Genomic DNA, 17,903 nt, shown 5'->3' on the forward strand with positions numbered 1-17,903 from the left:
TGCGTGGCACTCACGCGATCGATCGCAGGGCTTCTGCGGGGCTGAGACGTGCGGCGCGCCAGCCGCCGAATGCCCCGGCGATGAGACCGCCCAGCACGGCGAGGCACACGGCCGACACCAGCACCCAGGGGGTGAACGGCGCCTGGAGCACGATGTCGGCCGCCGGAGTCTGGAGCATCCCCCGCCACCGGTCGGCCCCTGCGCCCATGCCGCCTGGCGCCAGTTCCTGACCCCCGACGCTCGCCGCGACCGTGGGTCGGAGGACGTTGATCAGCACGATGCCCGCGATGCCCAGCACGAGACCCGCGGCTCCGCCGATGAGTCCCTGCACCATCGACTCTCCGGCCACCTGACGCACGACCCGGCCGTTCGACCAGCCGATCGCCTTGAGCGTGCCGAACTCCCTGGTGCGGCGTCCGACGCCGGACAGCGTGAGCAGCACGGACAGCAGCACGGCGACGGCGAGCACGATGATCGACAGCCACGTTCCGAGGTTCGTGATCAGAGCACTCGCGCTCGAGAGGGAGCCCGAGACGGTCGACGCGAGGTCGGACTGCGAGGTGACGGTCGCGTCCGGCAGCTCCGCAGCGAGCGAGGCGCTCACCGCGTCGATCGTGGCGACGGAATCGGCCTGCACATAGACAGTGGAGATGACGTCACCGAGCCCGGCGAGCGTCTGCGCCGTGCGCAGCGGCACGTAGACGTTCGCCGCGGTGTCGGCGCTGTCCGAGGTGGATGCGAGGAGCCCGACGACTTCGACATCCGATCCGCCCACATCGACGACATCTCCCACGGCGATCTCGTTCGTCGCGGCGTAGGTGCTGTCGAGGAGGGCGACCAGGGCATCGCTGTCATCCGCGTCGAACCCGCGTCCCTCCGTCACCTCGGTCGAGGCGAGCGGCCCGATCGCGGTGGTCGTCGGGTCGATCCCCAGAACGGAGAACGAGTCCACTCCGAAGGAGCCTCCGCCGCCCTGTCCGCCGTCGGGCGGAGCCTGCCCGTCTTCCGGGGCTGCCGGCTGTCCGTCGCCCTGCTGCGCGAATCCGCCGCTGGGCATCTCTCCGGAGAACGTGGAGTTGGTGAGGCTCAAGGCTGCTGAGGCGGCGGCGACGCCGTCGGTGGCGGCGACTGTGTCGAGCACCGAGGAGTCGAGGGTGCTTCGGAGGAAGTCGGGCCGGAGCATCGACTGCGCGAGCGTGGTCGTCTCGCCGTCGGTCTCCCCCGCATCGGCGTCGAACTCGAAGCGCGGCCCTTCACCCTGGCCAGGCTCGGTGGCCGCGCCCGTCACGGTGAGATCGGTGCCGACACCGTACACCGATTCCAGCGCCTGCGTCTGCGCGTCGCGCACGCCCGTCGTCAACGCGTTCACGACGATCACGAGCGCGATCGCCACCGCCAGTCCGATCGCGACGATCACCGTCTGCTTCTTGCGGCCGGCGAGTTCGCGCCGCAGGTATCTTCCGTACATCTCTCTCCTTCCGCCGCGGCCATCGCGGGGTGAGATCGACGTTAGGAACTGCGCATATGCGAGATCGAGGGCGCAGTGATGAGAAGCCTATGGGTTGCGGCGCAGCCGCCTCAGACCTTGCGCACAGCCTGCGCGAACAGCCGGGCGCGGACGGCGAGCGCGTCGAGATCGCCGCCGGGAGTGGCCGCGTCGCCGACGAGGGGTCCGCCCACACCGACGCCGAATGCGCCGGCAGCGAAGTACGCGCTCACGGTGTCGACGCTCACCCTCCGACGGGGATGATCCGCGCGTCGGGGAAGGGATCGCGGATGGCGCGGACGAACCCGGGGCCGAGCGCGGACGCCGGGAACAGCTTGACCGCGGCGCTGCCGGCATCGTGCCCTCGCTGGACCTCGGTCGGGGTGTAGACGCCGGGGAGGACGCCGATCCCCTGCGCGACCGCGTACTCGACCGAGGGGCTGAGCGTGGGCGTCACCAGGAACTGCGCGCCGGCGGTGACCGCCCGCTCCACATCGGCCTCGTCCAGCACCGTGCCTGCACCGATCAGCGCCTCGGGAGGAGCATCCCGCGTCACCTGGGCGATCGCCTCTTCGGCATCACTCAGCGTGAGCGCGATCTCGAGCGTCAGGATGCCCTCGCCGATGAGCGTCAGCGCCGCCGCGACCGTGGCGTCGACATCGGTCCCCGGAGAATGGCGACGATCCTGCCGGCGCTCAGCCGCTCCCTGAGCTGCGCGTTGTCCACGGTGCTCATCGCGCCACGCCCAGGGCCGAGTCGTCACGGGGCTCGGGGCCGCACCGCCCCACGGCCACGTCGGAGCGCCGCCGACGTCGACCCGGACCCCCAGCAGTGCCCCATCCGCTTCGCCGGCGTCTGCGAGCCCGATGCTCGCGGTCGTGATCACGAGCATCGTGTCGACGAGCGCGACCGCGGTCGGGCGCTTGGCGGGGAGCACGACGGTCTCGAGAAGCCCCTCCGGCGAGTACCGGCGCACTTCGGCAGCGTCCCAGACCGCGACCCAGAGCATGCCGTCGAGGTCGACCGTCATGCCGTCGGGGTTGCCGCCGTCGACGCGGCACACCGTGCGTCGGTTCGAGAGCGAGCCGTCGCCGGCCACGTCGAACGCCTCGATGCTGCGGTTCGGGAGCGTGTCGATGTAGTACAGGGTCGACCCCGTGCGGTCGAAGGCGAGTCCGTTCGACACCGTCACCCCGCCCAGACGTGCGACCGCGGTGCCGTCGGGCTCGATGCTCCAGAGCGTGCAGTGCGGGTCTCGGGGCATCGACTGGCTGCCCACCCAGAACCGGCCGAAGGGATCGCCGCCGCCATCGTTCATGTAGTCGCCGGGAGCGGCGATGTCGCTCGTCAGCGGTGAGACGATGCCGTCGTCGCTCACGTGCACCACCCGACGGTCCACACCGACGACCCATCCCTCCCCGGGTTGCGCGAGCGGGATCGGGGCGCCGATCTGCGCGCCGACGGCGACCGCGGTGTCCGGCACGACCCGTCCGTCGACGAGTCGGCCGCGGTGGAGGGATCCTGTAGCCATGTCGATCCAGGCGAGGCTGCCGTCGCGGCCGTCCCATCGCGGCGACTCGGCCTGGACGTATCGGGCGTCGGAGAGGATCTCGACGGTTCGCGCGGTCGTCGGGTGCGACATCAGGGACTTCCTTAGCTGGTAGCTCGTAACCGTTATGTGGCAGACTATCTCACAATATGCATATCACTTGCGAGAAATGTGGGCACACGATGAAGAAGCAGGGACTCCGCTGATGGCTCCGACACTCCACGGCTTGATGCCGATCCTGGCCACTCCGTTCGACGAGTCGGGCCGCCTCGACCGCGAGAGCCTGCGCCGACTGGTCGAGTTCCAGCTCGCATCCGGCGTCGACGGCGTCGCGGTCTTCGGCATGGCCAGCGAGGGCTTCGCCCTGACCACGGAGGAACGTCGCGTGATCCTCGACGACGTCGTCGGCGTGGTCGACGGCCGGGTCCCGGTGATCGCGGGCGTCAACGGCACCTCGACGGCCACCTCGATCGAGCAGTCGCTCCTCGCCGAAGAGGGCGGCGCCGATGCGCTGATGGTCCTCCCGCCGTTCATGGTGAAACCACCCGCCGGGACCCTCGTCGACTTCTACGGCGAGGTGGCCGCCGCGACCTCGCTCTCGGTGATGGTCCAGGACGCCCCGGGCGTCACGGGCGTCGCCATGGCCCCGGCCTCATCGCCGAGCTCGCCCGCCTCGACGGCGTCGACTCGGTCAAGGTCGAGGCGCCCCCGACTGCGCCCAAGGTCGGCGCCGTGGTCTCGGCGATCGACGATCCGGACTTCGCGGTCCTCGGCGGACAGAACGCCCAGTTCTGCCTCGAGGAGTACGCGAGGGGAGCCGTCGGCACGATGCCGGCGTGCGAGTTCCCGATCTGCTCGGGCCGGTGCTCGCGCTGTTCCTGGACGGGCGGGTCGACGAGGCCAGGGCGGAGTTCCGTCGTATGCTCCCTCTCGTGCTGATCGGTCTGCAGGGCGGCATCGCATGGGCGGTGCACAAGGAGGTCCTCGTCGCGCGCGGCGTCATCGACCACGCGACCGTCCGATACCCCCGCCTCGCGTCTCGACGCCGGCAGCCGAGCATCCGTCAAGCTCGTGATCGACGAGCTGTCGCTGCCGCCGATCCCCGCAACGGTGCGCGTGTGACCCGCCGCGGCGTGCTGCTGATCGGCGGCAGCTCCGACATCGGCCTCGCGATAGCCCGCGCCTTCGTCGACGGTGGAGACGCCGTGGTGGGTGTCGGACTCGAAGACCCGGACGATCCGGTCTTCGTGAACTACCTCATCGGCGACTGCAGCCGACCGGAGACCGCGGACCGCGTCGTCGCGGATGCCGCGGACGCACTCGGTCGGCTCGACGTCGTCGTGCTCGCGGCAGGGCGCATGCCGATCGCCCGCGCCGATGCGACGAGCGACGACGACTGGCGCGGAGCCTTGGGCGCGACGCTCGATTCGGCGTTCTTCGTGGCACGGGCGGCCCTCCCCGGCTCTCTCGCGGGTCCTCGATCGTCGCGGTCACCTCGGTCAACTCATCGCTCGCCGCACCCGCCCTGCCCGCCTATGCCGCGGCCAAGGCGGGTGTGGACGGCCTCATCCGCCAACTCGCGCTCGACTACGGCCCGCAGGGCATCCGCGTCAACGCCGTGCAGCCGGGGAGCATCTCCGCCGCCGACACGGGCGAGAGCGAGGGCTACCCGCTCGGACGGATCGGCCGCCCGGAGGAGGTGGCATCCGTCGTCGCGTTCCTGGCGTCCGATGCCGCGTCGTTCGTGACCGGCACGTCGATCCCCGTCGACGGCGGACTGTCGATCTCCTCCCCCGCTGCCTGGCTGAAACCGACCCTTCGGGATCGCTGGCTCTGATCCGCCGCCTCCCACGAAGAAGGCCGCGTCTCCATCCGGGACGCGGCCTTCTTCGTGTCTTCCGCCGCTCAGGCGTTGGAATCGAGCAGCCCCTGAACTTCCTTCTTCAGCGCGTTGAGTCCGGACTGCGCGTCGACCTGACCGGCGAGGATCGTCGCGACCCCGGCGCCGATGGCGGCGTCGATCTGCGCGGTCACGGCCACACGATCCCACGCGGCGCCACGAGCGTGCTCCGACACCTCGGTGCGGAACGCCGCCTGGAAGGTGTCGGCCGCCAGGGCGGGGATCTTGTCGGCGACGGTCTTGGCGGCAGGAGCGACCGCCGAGTTCTCGTACAGAGCCGTCGCCGCTTCGACGTTCGTGGCCGCGTAGAGGATGAAGTCTCGGCTCGTGAGCTCGCCCTCGCCCGCGGTCGCGAAGACGCCGCTGCCCCATGCCCGGTTGAAGGAGTCCTTCCGCCGGCGGTCGGGCGCGCGATCGCTCCGATGTTGTCGATGATGTTCTGGGCCGCGCCGTTGGTCTTGACGAAGGTCGAGGCGAGCGGAGCATCGTCGTACAGGGCGGCACGGCCGCTGGCGAACAGGATGCGGGCGTCGCTGCGCGCCACGTTCGTCTGCGTCAGGCCGGCGTCCTGCAACGACTTGTACCAGGTGACCGCCTCGACGCTCTCCGCGTCACCGAGCGTGCACTTCAGGTCGTCGGTGACCACATCGCTGCCGAAGCCCCACATCCACGGCACGGCGTCCTTCAGGTCGGGGTTCTTCGTGACCGCAGCGTACGGGATGAGCGAGGAGTCCTGCTTCTTGATCTTCTCGAGTGCGGTGGCGAACTGCTCCACGGTCATGCCCGAGGTGATGCCGACGCTCTTCGCGATCTCTCCGTTGGTGATGATGCCGATGCCGGCGGCCGTCAGCGGGAGGACCAGCAGCTTGCCGTCCATCGTGTACGAGTCGAGCACGCCCTGCGGGATGCCGAGGCCCTTCGCGAGGTCGCTGAGATCGGCGAGCACGTTCATCGGCGTGAGCACCTGCCATCCGCCCGACTGCCCGACGCCCATGAGGTTGCCCGAGCGGCCGGTCAGGGCGAGCTGGGTGGCAGCCTGATCGTAGGGGTAGATGACCGGGGCGACGGTGACGCCCTCCTTCTTCGAGAATCCGTCGAGGATTCCCTGCCAGGCCGACTTCAGGGCTTCCTCGCCCAGCGAGTTGCCGTAGAAGTTGATCGTCTCGGCCTTCGTCGCGGCGTTCGCGGCGGCACCGGCACCGGCGCCGGGTGCGGCGGGCGTCGCACACCCGGCGAGCGCGAGCGCGCCGAACGCGGCGAGCACGGTGCCGCCTCCGAGGAAGGCTCGGCGGCTCAGCTGTGAGTTCGAGATGGTCATGGAGACTGCTCCTTCGAGGTGATGGGGGTAGAGCTGTTCAGGCGACGCAGGGCTACCCCTTGACGGCACCGGCGGCGAGGCCGGAGACGAAGTAGCGCTGCAGGAGGATGAAGATGAGGACGAGCGGGAGCGAGGTGATCAGGGACGCGGCCATGAGGGCGGGCCAGTCGGCGGTCCCCTCGCGGATGAAGGCCTGGGTCAGTCCGGCCGGGAGCGTCTGCTTGTCCGGGCCGGCGAGCGTCAGAGCGAACAGGAGATCGCTCCACCCGCGCATGAAGGCGAACATGCCGGCGGTGATGAGCCCGGGGACCACGAGCGGGAACACGATGCGGAACATGGTGCCGGTGCGCGAGAGCCCGTCGACCTTCGCGGCCTCGATGATGTCGTCGGGAAGGGCGTCGATGATGCCCTTCAGCAGGAACACGGCGAGCGGCAGCGTGAACGTGGTGAACGAGATGATCAGCGCCGTGTAGGTGTACAGCAGTCCGGCCGAGCTCAGCATCAGGTACAGCGAGATGAGAAGCAGGGCGCCGGGGATCAGCTGACCGATGAGGAACATGAACATGACGGCGTTGCGGCCCCGGTACCGGAACTTCGACAGGGAGTACGCCATGAGACCGCCGACCAGGACCGCGAGCAGAGCGGTGCCGGTGGAGACGATGATGCTGTTCATCAGGTTCTTCAGCAGCAGATCGTTCTGGAAGAAGCCGACGAAGTTCTCGATCGTCGGATCGACCGGGAAGAACGGACGGTCCAGCGAGAAGACGTCCTCCTTCTTCGTGAATGCGGTGGCCGTGAGCCAGTACACCGGCAGCAGACCGAACAGAGCCAACAGCAGGAGCAGGACCCGCCCCGGAATGGACAGGTGGGGGCGGATGATCGACTCCCCCACATCGCGACTACGGCGCATCACTTCTCCAGCCGTCGGTTGAGGAACAGGTACCCGGTCGTGATGATCGCGAGCAGGACGAGCCAGAGCGTGCCCATGGCGGAGGCCTTGCCGAGCTCGTAGCTGCCGAAGGCGAGGTCGTAGAGGCTGACCGCGAGCGTCGTGGTGGAGTTGCCCGGCCCGCCGCCGGTCATCACGAAGATGGTGTCGAAGTTGCCGAAGTTGTAGATGAACTCGAGCACGGCGACGAGGGTGACCGGCCCGGCGATGTGCGGCAGCGAGATGTGGCGGAACCGCTGCGCACGCGTCGCACCGTCGATCGTGGCGGCCTCGATCTGCTCGCTCGGCAGCGTCTGGAGCACCGCGAGGGCGACGACCATGATCCACGGGAAGGAGTGCCAGGTCTTGGCGATGACCACGGCGGCCATCGCGCCGGTCGGCGTGCCCAGCATGCTGACCTCCGGGAGGCCGAAGACCGAGAGCACATGGTTCACGACGCCGTAGCTGTCGTTGAAGATCCATGCCCAGAGGAAGGAGACGACCACGCCGGGGAGAAGCCACGGCAGCATGAGCGCGCCGCGGAGGATGTTCCGTCCGCGCATGCGGGCGTTCAGCAGCAGGGCGAGCGCCACACCGAGCACGAGGGGGAAGACGGTGGAGAGCGAGGCGAACACGAGGGTCGTGCCGAGCCGGGCGAAGAACTCCTCCCAGACGGCCGCGTAGTTGTCGAGACCGACGAACGTGCGTTCGGGGCGCAGGAGCGATTGGTCGAAGAGGCTCGTGAAGATGCTCGACACGAGGGGGAAGATCGCGATCACGAGGAACAGGAGGACCGCGGGAAGTGCGATCATGAAACCGAAGGTGCGATCCTTCGCGCCCAGCGTGGAACGTCGCCCGGAGCGTGGCTCGACGGCCTTCTGCTCACTCTCCGCTGGCCGCTCGAGTATGGCTTGTTGCATTGCAGTCACTTTCCCGTAGAGACGACCCCGTGGGGCCCTGCGCGTCGTCGTCACAGTGGTCGACGTCGACGTGCGGCAAGTCAACCACAATGCGGATGAGAAATCCACAACATGCATAAGACACCCACATTTGTGTTGCTCGAAGTCATTTCTCTCCGTAGGATGACTGGCAGCGGCGGAGGCCGCCGGCGTCGCAGGTGCGACGCATGTGAGGAGGAGGAGTCACCATGGCGTCGGAATCGGTGGGCGGCACCCAGACCGTCGAACGGGCGATGTCCTTGCTCGCCTGCTTCACGGAGGAGTCCGGCGAGCTGCGGGTCTCGGAGCTCTGCACGCTCACCGGCCTCGGGCAGTCCACGGTCTCCCGCATGATGTCGGCCCTCGACCGCATGAAGTTCGTGGTGCAGGACAATCGCACCGGGCTCTACCGCCTCGGCCCCGCGGCCGTCTCCCTCGGCACCATCGCCCTCAACGGCTCCCCTCTCTTCCGCGCGTCCCGGCAGATCGCGCAGAACCTCGCGCGCCGGATCGAGATCGGCGTGAACGTGGCCGAGCTCAGCGGCTTCACCTTCATGTACCTGTGCAACTTCGAGGGCGCCCTCGCGCCGAAGTCGTTCGACATGGCAGGGCGCACGGGCCCCCTGCACGCGACGGGCCTGGGCAAGGCCCTTCTCTCCGGCATGACCGACGCGCAGGTGGACGAGTACTTCACGCAGACGCCTCAGCGCTTCACCCCGCACACCATCGTCGACCGCGAGGCCATGCAGACCGCCCTCGACGAGACCCGCAGCCGTGGCTACGCGACCGAGATCGAGGAGCTCGCCTTCGGCCGCGCCTGCATCGCCGCGCCGATCCGCAACCGTGCGGGCGAGATCGTGGCGGGCATCTCGGCGAGCGGCCCCCTGTCGGTGCTGGATCTGCACGCCCCGCACCAGGAGCTCGCCCTGCAGCTGATCGAAGCCGCCGACGAGATCTCGGTCGCCCTCGGCTACAGCCCTTCGCGCACCGCATCGGCGTTCGCGGCGCTCTGAGCTCTGCCGCTGCGTGCGGCTCCCGTTCCCCGACCGCGGCGCCCCGCCGTCGGCCGCTCGACCATCCCTGTCTTCGGAGACCCCATGAGAATCACGCGCGTCCAGACCTTCCCGCTCTACCTCTCGAAGGAGGATGCGAACAACTCGTATGCGGGCGACACCGCCGTCGAGCACCGCGGCTACGTGATCCGCCCACCGTGGCGGAGCCTGTACTCCCCGGGCTACGAGACCCTGCTCGTGAAGATCGAGACCGATGAGGGACTGGTCGGCTGGGGCGAGGCACTGGCACCCGTCGCGCCGGTCGTCGCAGCGGCCATCGTCGACAATCTGCTGACTCCGCTGATCCTCGGCGAGGACCCGCGCTCGGTGCGCACGCTCTGGCACCGGATGTCGGAGTCGATGCGGGAACGCGGACACCTCACCGGACACCAGGCCGACGCGATGGCCGCGGTGGACATCGCCCTCTGGGATCTGTGGGGCCATGCGACCGGCCTGTCGGTCTCGGAGCTCGCCGGCGGCCGCTTTCACGAGGTCCTGCCAACCTATGTCTCCGGGATCCGCGGGGCCGACGACGTCGAGCGCGCGGAGAAGGCCGCAGAGCTCGTCGAGGGCGGCGTGCGGCGCATCAAGCTGCACCTCGGCATCGACATCCGCACCGATCTCGCGACCTATGACGCGATCCGCGCCGTGCATCCCGATCTCGAGGTCGCGCTCGACGCGCATTGGACCTACCGGCTCGGCGAGGCACGTGCCCTCGGCCGCGAGCTGGACGACCGGAGGGCGTGGTTCTTCGAGGCACCGCTGGCGCCGGAAGACGTCGAGGGTCACCGCGACCTCGCCGCCGCGCTCGCGACCCCGGTCGCGGTGGGCGAGGCCATGCGCAGTCGCTTCGAGTTCACGGACTGGCTCACCCGCCGCGCCGTCGGTCTGACGCAGCCCGACATCGGCCGCACGGGCATCACCGAGGGTCTCGCGATCTCCGCGGTCGCCGACGCGTTCCACGTCCCGGTCGCTCCGCACCACTCCGCCGCCTTCGGTATCGCGATGGCCGCCGGCGTGCGCGTCGCCGCGAGCGCTGCATCGCTGCTCGCCTTCGAATACCAGCCGTTCACGCTGCCCGTCGCGAACCGCCTCCTCACCACACCGCTCGAGGTCCGTGCGGACGGCGGCTTCGTCGTGCCGACCGGTCCGGGGCTCGGCGTCACGGTCGACGAAGCGGCCATCGCGGAGTACGTGCGGCACTGACCCTGCGGGAGCGCCGCGAAAGGGTGGGCCGGCCGGAGCGATCCGGCCGGCCCACCCTTTCGTCGTTCAGTCCCCGATGCGCACGAACTGCGCAGCGCTGACACGGTGGATGCTGGTGTTGCGGACTTCGAGCCGCACGGTGCCGACGGCGTCGGCGTCGTACCGGAACGAGCCCAGCGAGCGCCACGCCGCGGCGCCCTGCGTCTGATCGACGATCACCTCGGAGCTGCCGTTCTTATGCTCGACGACGTACGCCGCCGAGGTGGTCGTGGTCGAGTTCGTCGGATACCAGACCGAGACCCGGTACAGCCCGGCCTGCGACAGGTCCACGTTCCACGTCACGGTGCTGCCGACCGAGTCGGAGTCGCTGTAGCGCGTCCGGGTGCCGTTCCATCCGGACAGTCCGCTGGGGTACCAGTTGCCGGATTCCAGGTAGCCGGGCCACGGAGACTGCGTGTGCGCGATCACGCCCTCGTCTGCCACCCGCACCAGCACGCCGCGGCGCAGCGTCTGATCGAGCCGTGCCTCGAACCGCGTCGACGAGCCTGGCGCGACCCCCGAGCCGGCCGTGACGGTCCAGGTGTGCGTCAGGTCCGACCTCGGCGGCACGGTGATGGTCGCGCTCTGCTGCCCGACACTCCATCCGGTGAGGCCGTACAGTGCGAGCGTGGCTTGCAACGGAGCGACGCCGGTGTTGATGACGAGCGCGGTCAGCTTCGCGACGGCGCCGGGTCCGCTGACGATCTCGACATCGGACGTGAGCGACACCAGCCGACGGCGGTCGATCACCTCGATCGTCGCCGGACGCAGGGTCACGGGGTCCTCTCCCGGCATCGACAGCTTCGCGGCGACCTCGACCTCGCCGACGGGCGCTGCCGCGGCGATGATGACCGCTGCCTCGACCCTGGCCGTGTCGTGTGCCGGCACCGCGATCGCCGGCACGGCGCCATCGAGCTGCCACCCGGTCGGCAGGGTCATCGCGATGTCGCCGGTGATCGGATCATCCGTCGCGTTGCGCACCTCGATGATCAGCGGGACGCGATCGCTCGCGGTTCCGGTCGCCTGGGCGACGACGTCTCCGGTCACGCCGGGGTTCTCCCCGCTGATCCGCGACGGCAGTCGCAGAGTGACCTCCGAGGTCGTCGTCCCCCCGGTGGTGATCGTGTACCGGAACTGCTTCGTGAGGTCGTCGACGGGGATCGTCCACTCGTACGGGTACACCTTCTGCGGCGCCTGCTTCAATGCGCCTCCGCCAATGCGGTACGACAGGGTGGCCTGCTGCTCGGTGTCGATCTGCACGTAGGCGTCGTACCCGTCGCCGCCCGGCCGCACGAGCAGCATCCCCCGCGCGACGCCGTACTCGGTGGCGGTGTCGGTGTCGATCTCGTGGAAGCTGTCGCGCCCGTGGTCGACGACGTCGTCGTGCGGGAGCCCCGGCCTCTGCACCGCCACGTTCCGCACCACGAGGGCGAGGAGTCCTCTGGCCGGCACGGAGACCGTGATCCGCCCGCTGACGGCTGCCGTGGTGGATCGCGAGCCGTTCGCGGCCACGATCTCCACCGCGGTCGAGGAGCTGCGTGGCAGGCCGGTCAGCTCGCTGGAGAGATCGACGGTCACCTGCTGCGCGGCTCCAGCCGAATTGGTGAGGCTGACGTAGAGGGCGTCGTTGCCGACACCGCCGATCCAGTTGACCAGCGGATTGTCCAGGGAGAGGAGCCCTTCGGGGAAGTAGGGCCACACACCGTCCTCGCCGAAGAACGTGCCGGGGGCGTGGCCGTAGGCGAAGAACTTGAAGTACGCGAAGTCGGCCTCGAACACATGGGGGAATTCGATGGCGCCGCCGCTGCGGTAGAAGCTCTCGCTGATCAGGTAGTCCATCGCGAGCCCGAGCTGGGCCGGTGCGTGATGGAAGTAGTACCCGGTGATGCCGACGGGGCCGCTGGTCGCGAAATCGGGCTTCATGTGCGCGACCTGGAACTGGCGACCGTAGTAGCCGGGGTAGGTGGTGAACCGGCCGATCACCATGTTGTGGGCGATGTCGGCCAGCAACCCGTCTCCCGTGTGATGCGCGAGCCGCAGCAGCGCTCCCGCCCAGCACGGGTTGAACACATAGCCGCCGCCGGGGTTCGTGAGTGTGCTGACACCGAGCTTGAACGACGACAGCGCCTCGAACGTCAACCCGGAGGGCGAGACGTACCAGGCGGGGACCGTCTCCGTGGGGACGCTCGTGTTCGGGTACGACGGCAGCGAGGAGCGTGTCTCCCAGTCGTACTGCTGTGTGATGACGTGCCCGACGGGGACCGTGACCGTGCCGCCGGGAACGGGGCGCACCGCCGTCTGCGTGATGAAGCGCTGGACCTCCCGGTAGGCGCCGTCGAGGAATTCGTCCTCCCCTGTCACCTCGAACATCTCCAGCAGGTCCACCCAGTAGCGGGAGAAGCTGTAGGCGAATCCGCCGGGAGGCTGGCCGTTGCTCCGGTACGGGGTCAGGATCTGCTCCTGCGAGTATCGACGCGCGATCAGCGTGGCCTCGGTCAGATAGGCGGGGTCGCCGGTGATGCGGTAGGTCGCCAGGGCGTTCGAGAACGGCGCCCTGCTCTGACCGACGACGCCCGCCTTGGTCGCCTGGACGGCGAGTCGCTGGATGCCGGCGTTGCGGCCGTGCGTGAGCTGGGAGAGCGCGGCGAGGTTCACCGCGTCGGTGGGTATCCGCCCGATGCGGTACTGCGTCGTGTCGTTGTAGACCGGGCTCCCGATCACCGGCGAGTGCCCGATGCCCTTCCGGGAGACCTGGTACTCGACGAGGGGCCGCGCTCGACGTTCGTACAACGTGCTGTCGGCGGTCCCGGTCAGGTAGTGCGCGGCGAGGACGACGCCGCTCGCCGCGGTACGGACGGCATCCTCGTTCTCCACGTCGACGAACCCCTTGGCGCGGCTCCACCATCCGGAGTGCGAGGGATGTAGTCGACGGCGTCGTCGCCGTCCGGCTCGACGGCGATCAGCGCCGCCATCGCGTGCACGGCATCCGTCAACGATCGGTCGTACACGTTCTGCCGATACGCGGTCAGCCCGTACTCGTGCCGACACAGGTGCGTGTACGTGCCGTACAGGTGTCTGCGCGCGCGGCGAGCCCGAACGCGAAGCCGCGCTGCTCGCCGACGGCCATGGCGGTGCGCAGGCCCGGCTGCGGCGAGTAGATGCTGGGCACGATGTCGAGGCTGTCGTTGCGCAGGCTCATGCCGTACGGCTGCCTGTCCGACATCAACTGCCGCTCGTGCACGAACTCCGCCACCTCTGCGGGGAGGTAGACGCCGGATGTGATGGCGACGCTGCCCACCGCGTACTGCGTGAGCGCCATCGGCGCGAAGAGCTCCCACGCCCCCAGCGGCGCCGAGCCGTCGAGCACGGAGAGGGCGTGCTGATACGACCCGCACAGCACTTCATCCAGGTCGTCGAGCGACCTGGTGTCCTGGCTCTGATAACCGACGATGTAGTCGCCGGCGATCTTGGCCGTCACCACGTGGTGGGCCTCGGGGTTGGGTCCGTCGAGCCGCCAGCGCACCACGAGGTCGAAGTCGTCCGTACTCGTCGTCAGTTCGATCACCTGCGGGCCGAGCACCTGGTACGACGTGAAGCCGAGCCAACTCGGGGACAGCGGTCCATAGAGTTCCGGCGCGCTGCCGGTGGGCAGCGTGCCCTCCAGAACGAGCCACTGCTCGTCGAAGCGATGCGAGGGGTCGGTGACGGGAAGCCATCCACCGGCGTGCGCGACCTCGAGGTCGCGCACGATGGTCGTCCCGCCGTCCCAGGTGGCGTGGAAGAACGTCATCCGATGGCTCTGGCCCACGAGCTGCGCGACCTGCGTGAAGACGAGGTTCGGCTTGTCCAGTCGGCGGAGCGCGTCGGCGTAGACGCCTCCGTCGTGGTGAGCTGCGCGACGGCCGCTGACGCGTTACCTGTCTGCGACCCGAGCACCGGCGGGAGCACCCCGGCGATCACCAGCATCCGCAGCACGGAGCGCCGGCTCCACAGTGCGGGATTATCTTGGGCTTCATCGCCAGCAATTGAATCCATGATCCACATAATGCAATTGGTATGCGATCATGTCAATGGATGATGCCTCAGGCGGTGCACCTCGTGCTGCCCGCACGGGTAACGTCGAACGCGCTGAGCACCACGAGAGGACGCATGCGGTGACGGAGGATTCTCCCGAGGAGATGACGGAGTACTCGCTGAGCACGCTCATGGCGCCGCTCGAGCCGCCAGCGGAGCCCGACGACTTCGACGACTTCTGGCGCGAGACGTTCCTCGAATTCGGCGTCGGTCCGGTCGCATGGGAGTTCACGCAGGACCTCCCGCCGACGCCGACGCACCGTGTCGCCGAGATCCGATTCCATTCCTCCGCCGAGGAGCAGGCCGCCGCGTACGCCATGGTTCCACACCGGATCGCCGAGACGCGTCGAGGGCTCGTGGTCGGGCACGGATACGGCGGACGCACCGCCCCCGACCCCGACCGCGTGCCCGCGGACACCGCGGCGATCTTCCCCGTCGCACCGGCACGCACGCGGTCGCCGACAGCCGCTTCCCCGCACTGCCGGACGAACACGTGCTGGCGGGCATCGCGCACCGCGACACCTACTCGCATCGTTTCAGCGCCGCCGATGTCTGGCGTGCCGCCACCGTCCTCCTCGACATGGCGCCCGCGGTGACCGGAGCGCTGGACTTCAGCGGCGGGAGCTTCGGTGGCGGGATCGGAGCGATGGCGCTGCCCTGGGATGATCGCTTCCGCAGAGCCGCGTTGGACGTGCCGAGCTTCGGGAATCACGATGTGCGGCTGTCGCGGCGCTGCACCGGGAGCGGGGAGGCCGTTCGCGAGCACCTGCGCGATCACCCCGAGGCGCGCCCCGTCCTCGACTACTTCGACGCAGCGACCGCGGCGCGTCGCCTGCGCATCCCGGTGCACGTGAGCGCCGCCCTGCTCGACCCCGCCGTCGACCCCCGGGGCAGTTCGCCGTCTACCACGCACTGCCCGGCCCCGCCGACTCGGCGTGCGCGCCTGCGGACACCTCGCAGGACCGATCGGCGAATTGTCCGATCGCCTCGCGCTTCAGGCCGGCACCGACTTCCTCGCGCTCCCCGATGAACGGCTCTCAGACAACGCATAGCGATCTCCATAGAAATCACATAGGAGATTCCGCAGAATAGGCGCATGACCAGCGACCTGCCCGACCTGCGCCGTCCCGACGGCTCCCCCCTGCGCATCCTCGCCGTCGACGACGAGCAGATGCTCACCGACCTTCTCGCGATGGCCCTGCGCATGGAGGGGTGGGAGGTGCGCACCGCCTCCTCGGGGATGGAGGCGCTGCAGGTCGCTCGCGATTTCGAACCCGACGCGCTCGTGCTCGACATCATGATGCCCGACCTCGACGGGATGTCGGTGCTCAAGCGTCTCCGCGAATCGGGCAACCTGGTCCCGGTGCTGTTCCTCACCGCGAAGGACGCCGTGGGAGACCGCGTCGCCGGGCTCACGGCGGGCGGCGACGACTACGTCACCAAGCCCTTCAGCCTGGAGGAGGTCATCGCCCGCCTGCGAGCGATCATCCGCCGCACCGGCCACGCCACCGCGGACGACGGGCAGTCGATCCTCCGCGTCGCCGACCTGACCCTCAACGAAGACAGTCACGAGGTGATGCGAGACGGCACCGAGATCGAGCTCACCGCCACCGAGTTCGAGCTGTTGCGCTATCTCATGCGCAACGAGCGCCGGGTGCTGTCGAAGGCGCAGATCCTCGACCGCGTGTGGAGCTACGACTTCGGCGGCAAGTCCTCGGTCGTCGAGCTGTACATCTCGTACCTCCGCAAGAAGATCGACGCAGGGCGCGCCCCGCTGCTGCACACCGTGCGCGGCGTCGGCTACATGATCAAGGCCCCGCAGTGAGTTCAGCGACGATGATGAGACGGCCGATGAGCCTGCAGACACGGCTGATGACCGCCGTGATCGGGTTCGTCTCGCTGATCCTCATCATCGTCGCCATCATCACCAGTGCGACGCTCGGGAAGACGATGGAGGATCAGCTCGACCAGAAGCTGAACACCTACGCGCACCAGCTCGCCCGCCTGACCGAGGGCTTCGCGCCGTCGTCGGCCACCGCTCAGAACATCCTCACCGGCCCGTATTCACCTCCGGTGGGTCTGGTCTTCGTCGTCTCGAGTCCGGTCACCGGCTTCAGCGGGGCCGTCGTGACGAACACGTCGGAGGACGAGCTGAACGGTTCGCTCAAGAGCCTCGACGGCACGCAGATCGCCGAGATCGCGGTCGCGCTCAACGACGCATCCGTCGCCACGGTCTCCCTGTCCGACCTCGGCTCCTACCGGATGATGGCGGTTCCGGCGGCCAACGGAGTGACCGTCGTGACGGGGCTCCCCCGCGACGAGATCCAGAACCAGCTCGCGCAGCTGCTCACCGTGATCGCCCTCGCCACGATCGGCGGCCTGATCCTGCTGGCTCTGACCACGGCGATCACCATCAGGGTGAGCCTGCGTCCGCTCAGAGCAGTGGCGGTGACGGCCACCAGAGTCGCGAATCAGCAGCTCGACCGCGGAGAGGTCAGTATCACCGAGCGGGTACCGGCTTCTGAAGCCGACCCCCGCACCGAGACCGGCCTCGTGGGTGCGGCATTGAACAAGCTGCTCGATCACGTGAACACTTCGCTGGCCTCGCGGCAGAAGAACGAGGAGCGGATGCGCCGCTTCGTCGCCGACGCGAGCCACGAGCTCAGGACACCGCTCGCGTCGATCCGCGGTTACTCCGAGCTGTCGCTGCGCGCACTCCGGCAGCAGAGCACCGAGGAGCAGACCGAGGTCATCGAAGGCACCACGTCGTCGCTGGAGCGCATCCAGGCGCAGTCGCTGCGGATGACCCGCCTCGTCGAGGATCTTCTGCTGCTCGCCCGGCTCGACGAGGGGCAGGAGCTCGTCTACGGCACGGTCGACCTCACGCAGTTGGCCCTCGAGAGCGTCTCGGACGCCCGTCCGACCGCCCCCGACCATCACTGGAACATCGAGGTGCCCGACGAACCCGTCACGATCGTGGGCGACGCGGGCCGGATGCACCAGGTCGTGACGAATCTGCTCGCGAATGCCCGGACGCACACCCCGGCCGGCACGTCGATCACTCTGAGCGTCGCGCGGGAGGCCGGTGAGGCGGTGCTGCGCGTTCACGACGACGGCCCCGGCATCGACCCCGGCATCCGCGACGAGCTGTTCGCCCGCTTCGCGCGAGGCGACTCCTCTCGGGCCCGCCAGACCGGTGGCACCGGACTGGGACTCGCGATCGCGAAGGCCATCGTCGAGGGCCACCACGGGTTCATCTCCGTGACGAGCGAGCCCGGCGACACGACCTTCACCGTGCGCGTGCCGGTCACCCCGGCGGAGCGCGTGGATCCCGACGCCTGACGCCGCGACGCCGCGGCCTTCCCGACGGGCATCCGAACTCCCGACGTGCCCGAGGCCGGGGTGGGGCCGGG

16 protein-coding genes and 1 pseudogene are annotated in these 17,903 nt (G+C 69.0%); 7 read left to right on the forward strand and 10 right to left on the reverse strand.

Annotated features, from left to right (window positions below):
- Positions 1 to 10 precede the first annotated feature (10 nt).
- The 3 genes from G4G29_RS13460 to G4G29_RS13470 all read right to left on the reverse strand — a co-directional run bounded on the left by G4G29_RS13460 (position 11) and on the right by G4G29_RS13470 (position 3,128).
- Positions 11 to 1,468 (reverse strand): ABC transporter permease, encoded by a 1,458-nt coding sequence (locus G4G29_RS13460; protein ID WP_183150470.1) that lies wholly within the window; start codon positions 1,466 to 1,468, stop codon positions 11 to 13.
- A 110-nt stretch (positions 1,469 to 1,578) separates the two neighbouring features.
- Positions 1,579 to 1,734, reverse strand: coding sequence for a hypothetical protein (locus G4G29_RS13465; RefSeq protein WP_183150471.1), 156 nt, complete (start codon positions 1,732 to 1,734; stop codon positions 1,579 to 1,581).
- A complete protein-coding gene (locus G4G29_RS13470; protein WP_183150472.1) occupies positions 1,731 to 3,128 on the reverse strand; it encodes an SMP-30/gluconolactonase/LRE family protein in 1,398 nt (465 codons plus the stop codon). Before G4G29_RS13470 ends, G4G29_RS13465 begins: the two co-directional genes overlap by 4 nt.
- 112 nt (positions 3,129 to 3,240) lie before the next feature.
- On the opposite strand from G4G29_RS13470, the gene G4G29_RS13475 reads away from it, so the two are divergent.
- Both G4G29_RS13475 and G4G29_RS22265 read left to right on the forward strand, forming a co-directional pair.
- A complete protein-coding gene (locus G4G29_RS13475) occupies positions 3,241 to 4,110 on the forward strand; it encodes a dihydrodipicolinate synthase family protein (RefSeq protein ID WP_244632021.1) in 870 nt (289 codons plus the stop codon).
- A 58-nt stretch (positions 4,111 to 4,168) separates the two neighbouring features.
- Positions 4,169 to 4,872: pseudogene (locus G4G29_RS22265) on the forward strand (SDR family oxidoreductase).
- A gap of 68 nt (positions 4,873 to 4,940) precedes the next feature.
- Here the strand turns inward: G4G29_RS22265 and G4G29_RS23490 are convergent.
- The 4 genes from G4G29_RS23490 to G4G29_RS13495 are packed head-to-tail and all read right to left on the reverse strand — an operon-like array spanning position 4,941 to position 7,993.
- Positions 4,941 to 5,069 (reverse strand): hypothetical protein, encoded by a 129-nt coding sequence (locus G4G29_RS23490; protein WP_274601175.1) that lies wholly within the window; start codon positions 5,067 to 5,069, stop codon positions 4,941 to 4,943.
- Positions 5,066 to 6,253 (reverse strand): extracellular solute-binding protein, encoded by a 1,188-nt coding sequence (locus G4G29_RS13485; RefSeq protein WP_183150473.1) that lies wholly within the window; start codon positions 6,251 to 6,253, stop codon positions 5,066 to 5,068. The genes G4G29_RS23490 and G4G29_RS13485 overlap by 4 nt, the downstream gene beginning before the upstream one ends.
- 52 nt (positions 6,254 to 6,305) lie before the next feature.
- Positions 6,306 to 7,163, reverse strand: coding sequence for a carbohydrate ABC transporter permease (locus G4G29_RS13490; protein ID WP_183150474.1), 858 nt, complete (start codon positions 7,161 to 7,163; stop codon positions 6,306 to 6,308).
- Positions 7,163 to 7,993 carry a sugar ABC transporter permease gene (locus G4G29_RS13495; RefSeq protein WP_231924911.1) on the reverse strand — a complete coding sequence of 277 codons (831 nt, stop codon included), beginning with the start codon at positions 7,991 to 7,993 and terminating at the stop codon, positions 7,163 to 7,165. Before G4G29_RS13495 ends, G4G29_RS13490 begins: the two co-directional genes overlap by 1 nt.
- Before the next feature lie 335 nt (positions 7,994 to 8,328).
- Between G4G29_RS13495 and G4G29_RS13500 the strand changes: the two genes are divergently transcribed.
- Both G4G29_RS13500 and G4G29_RS13505 read left to right on the forward strand, forming a co-directional pair.
- Positions 8,329 to 9,132, forward strand: coding sequence for an IclR family transcriptional regulator (locus G4G29_RS13500; RefSeq protein WP_183150475.1), 804 nt, complete (start codon positions 8,329 to 8,331; stop codon positions 9,130 to 9,132).
- Between the two features lie 84 nt (positions 9,133 to 9,216).
- The gene (locus tag G4G29_RS13505; protein WP_183150476.1) at positions 9,217 to 10,377 is read left to right on the forward strand and encodes a mandelate racemase/muconate lactonizing enzyme family protein; all 1,161 of its coding nucleotides are present in this window, start codon (positions 9,217 to 9,219) and stop codon (positions 10,375 to 10,377) included.
- A 66-nt stretch (positions 10,378 to 10,443) separates the two neighbouring features.
- On the opposite strand, the gene G4G29_RS13510 is transcribed toward G4G29_RS13505, so the two are convergent.
- From G4G29_RS13510 to G4G29_RS13520, 3 genes are all read right to left on the reverse strand, one after another.
- Entirely contained in the window at positions 10,444 to 13,290 is a 2,847-nt protein-coding gene (locus G4G29_RS13510) for a hypothetical protein (RefSeq protein WP_183150477.1), read from the reverse strand.
- Positions 13,291 to 13,441: 151 nt separating this feature from the next.
- Positions 13,442 to 14,206: a hypothetical protein gene (locus G4G29_RS13515; protein WP_183150478.1), complete on the reverse strand. Its 765-nt coding sequence runs from the start codon at positions 14,204 to 14,206 to the stop codon at positions 13,442 to 13,444.
- Positions 14,203 to 14,451: a hypothetical protein gene (locus G4G29_RS13520; RefSeq protein ID WP_183150479.1), complete on the reverse strand. Its 249-nt coding sequence runs from the start codon at positions 14,449 to 14,451 to the stop codon at positions 14,203 to 14,205. Before G4G29_RS13520 ends, G4G29_RS13515 begins: the two co-directional genes overlap by 4 nt.
- Positions 14,452 to 14,570: 119 nt before the next feature.
- Here G4G29_RS13520 and G4G29_RS20660 point away from each other — a divergent pair, with 119 nt between their 5' ends.
- From G4G29_RS20660 to G4G29_RS13535, 3 genes are all read left to right on the forward strand, one after another.
- Positions 14,571 to 15,086, forward strand: coding sequence for an acetylxylan esterase (locus G4G29_RS20660; RefSeq protein WP_202045251.1), 516 nt, complete (start codon positions 14,571 to 14,573; stop codon positions 15,084 to 15,086).
- Between the two features lie 500 nt (positions 15,087 to 15,586).
- A complete protein-coding gene (locus G4G29_RS13530; RefSeq protein ID WP_183150480.1) occupies positions 15,587 to 16,315 on the forward strand; it encodes a response regulator transcription factor in 729 nt (242 codons plus the stop codon).
- A 26-nt stretch (positions 16,316 to 16,341) separates the two neighbouring features.
- Positions 16,342 to 17,832, forward strand: a complete 1,491-nt coding sequence (locus tag G4G29_RS13535; RefSeq protein ID WP_183150481.1) for an ATP-binding protein — start codon at positions 16,342 to 16,344, stop codon at positions 17,830 to 17,832.
- Positions 17,833 to 17,903: the final 71 nt, after the last annotated feature.

The sequence above is a fragment of the Microbacterium sp. Se63.02b genome, assembly GCF_014171575.1.
Classification (GTDB): Bacteria; Actinomycetota; Actinomycetes; order Actinomycetales; family Microbacteriaceae; genus Microbacterium.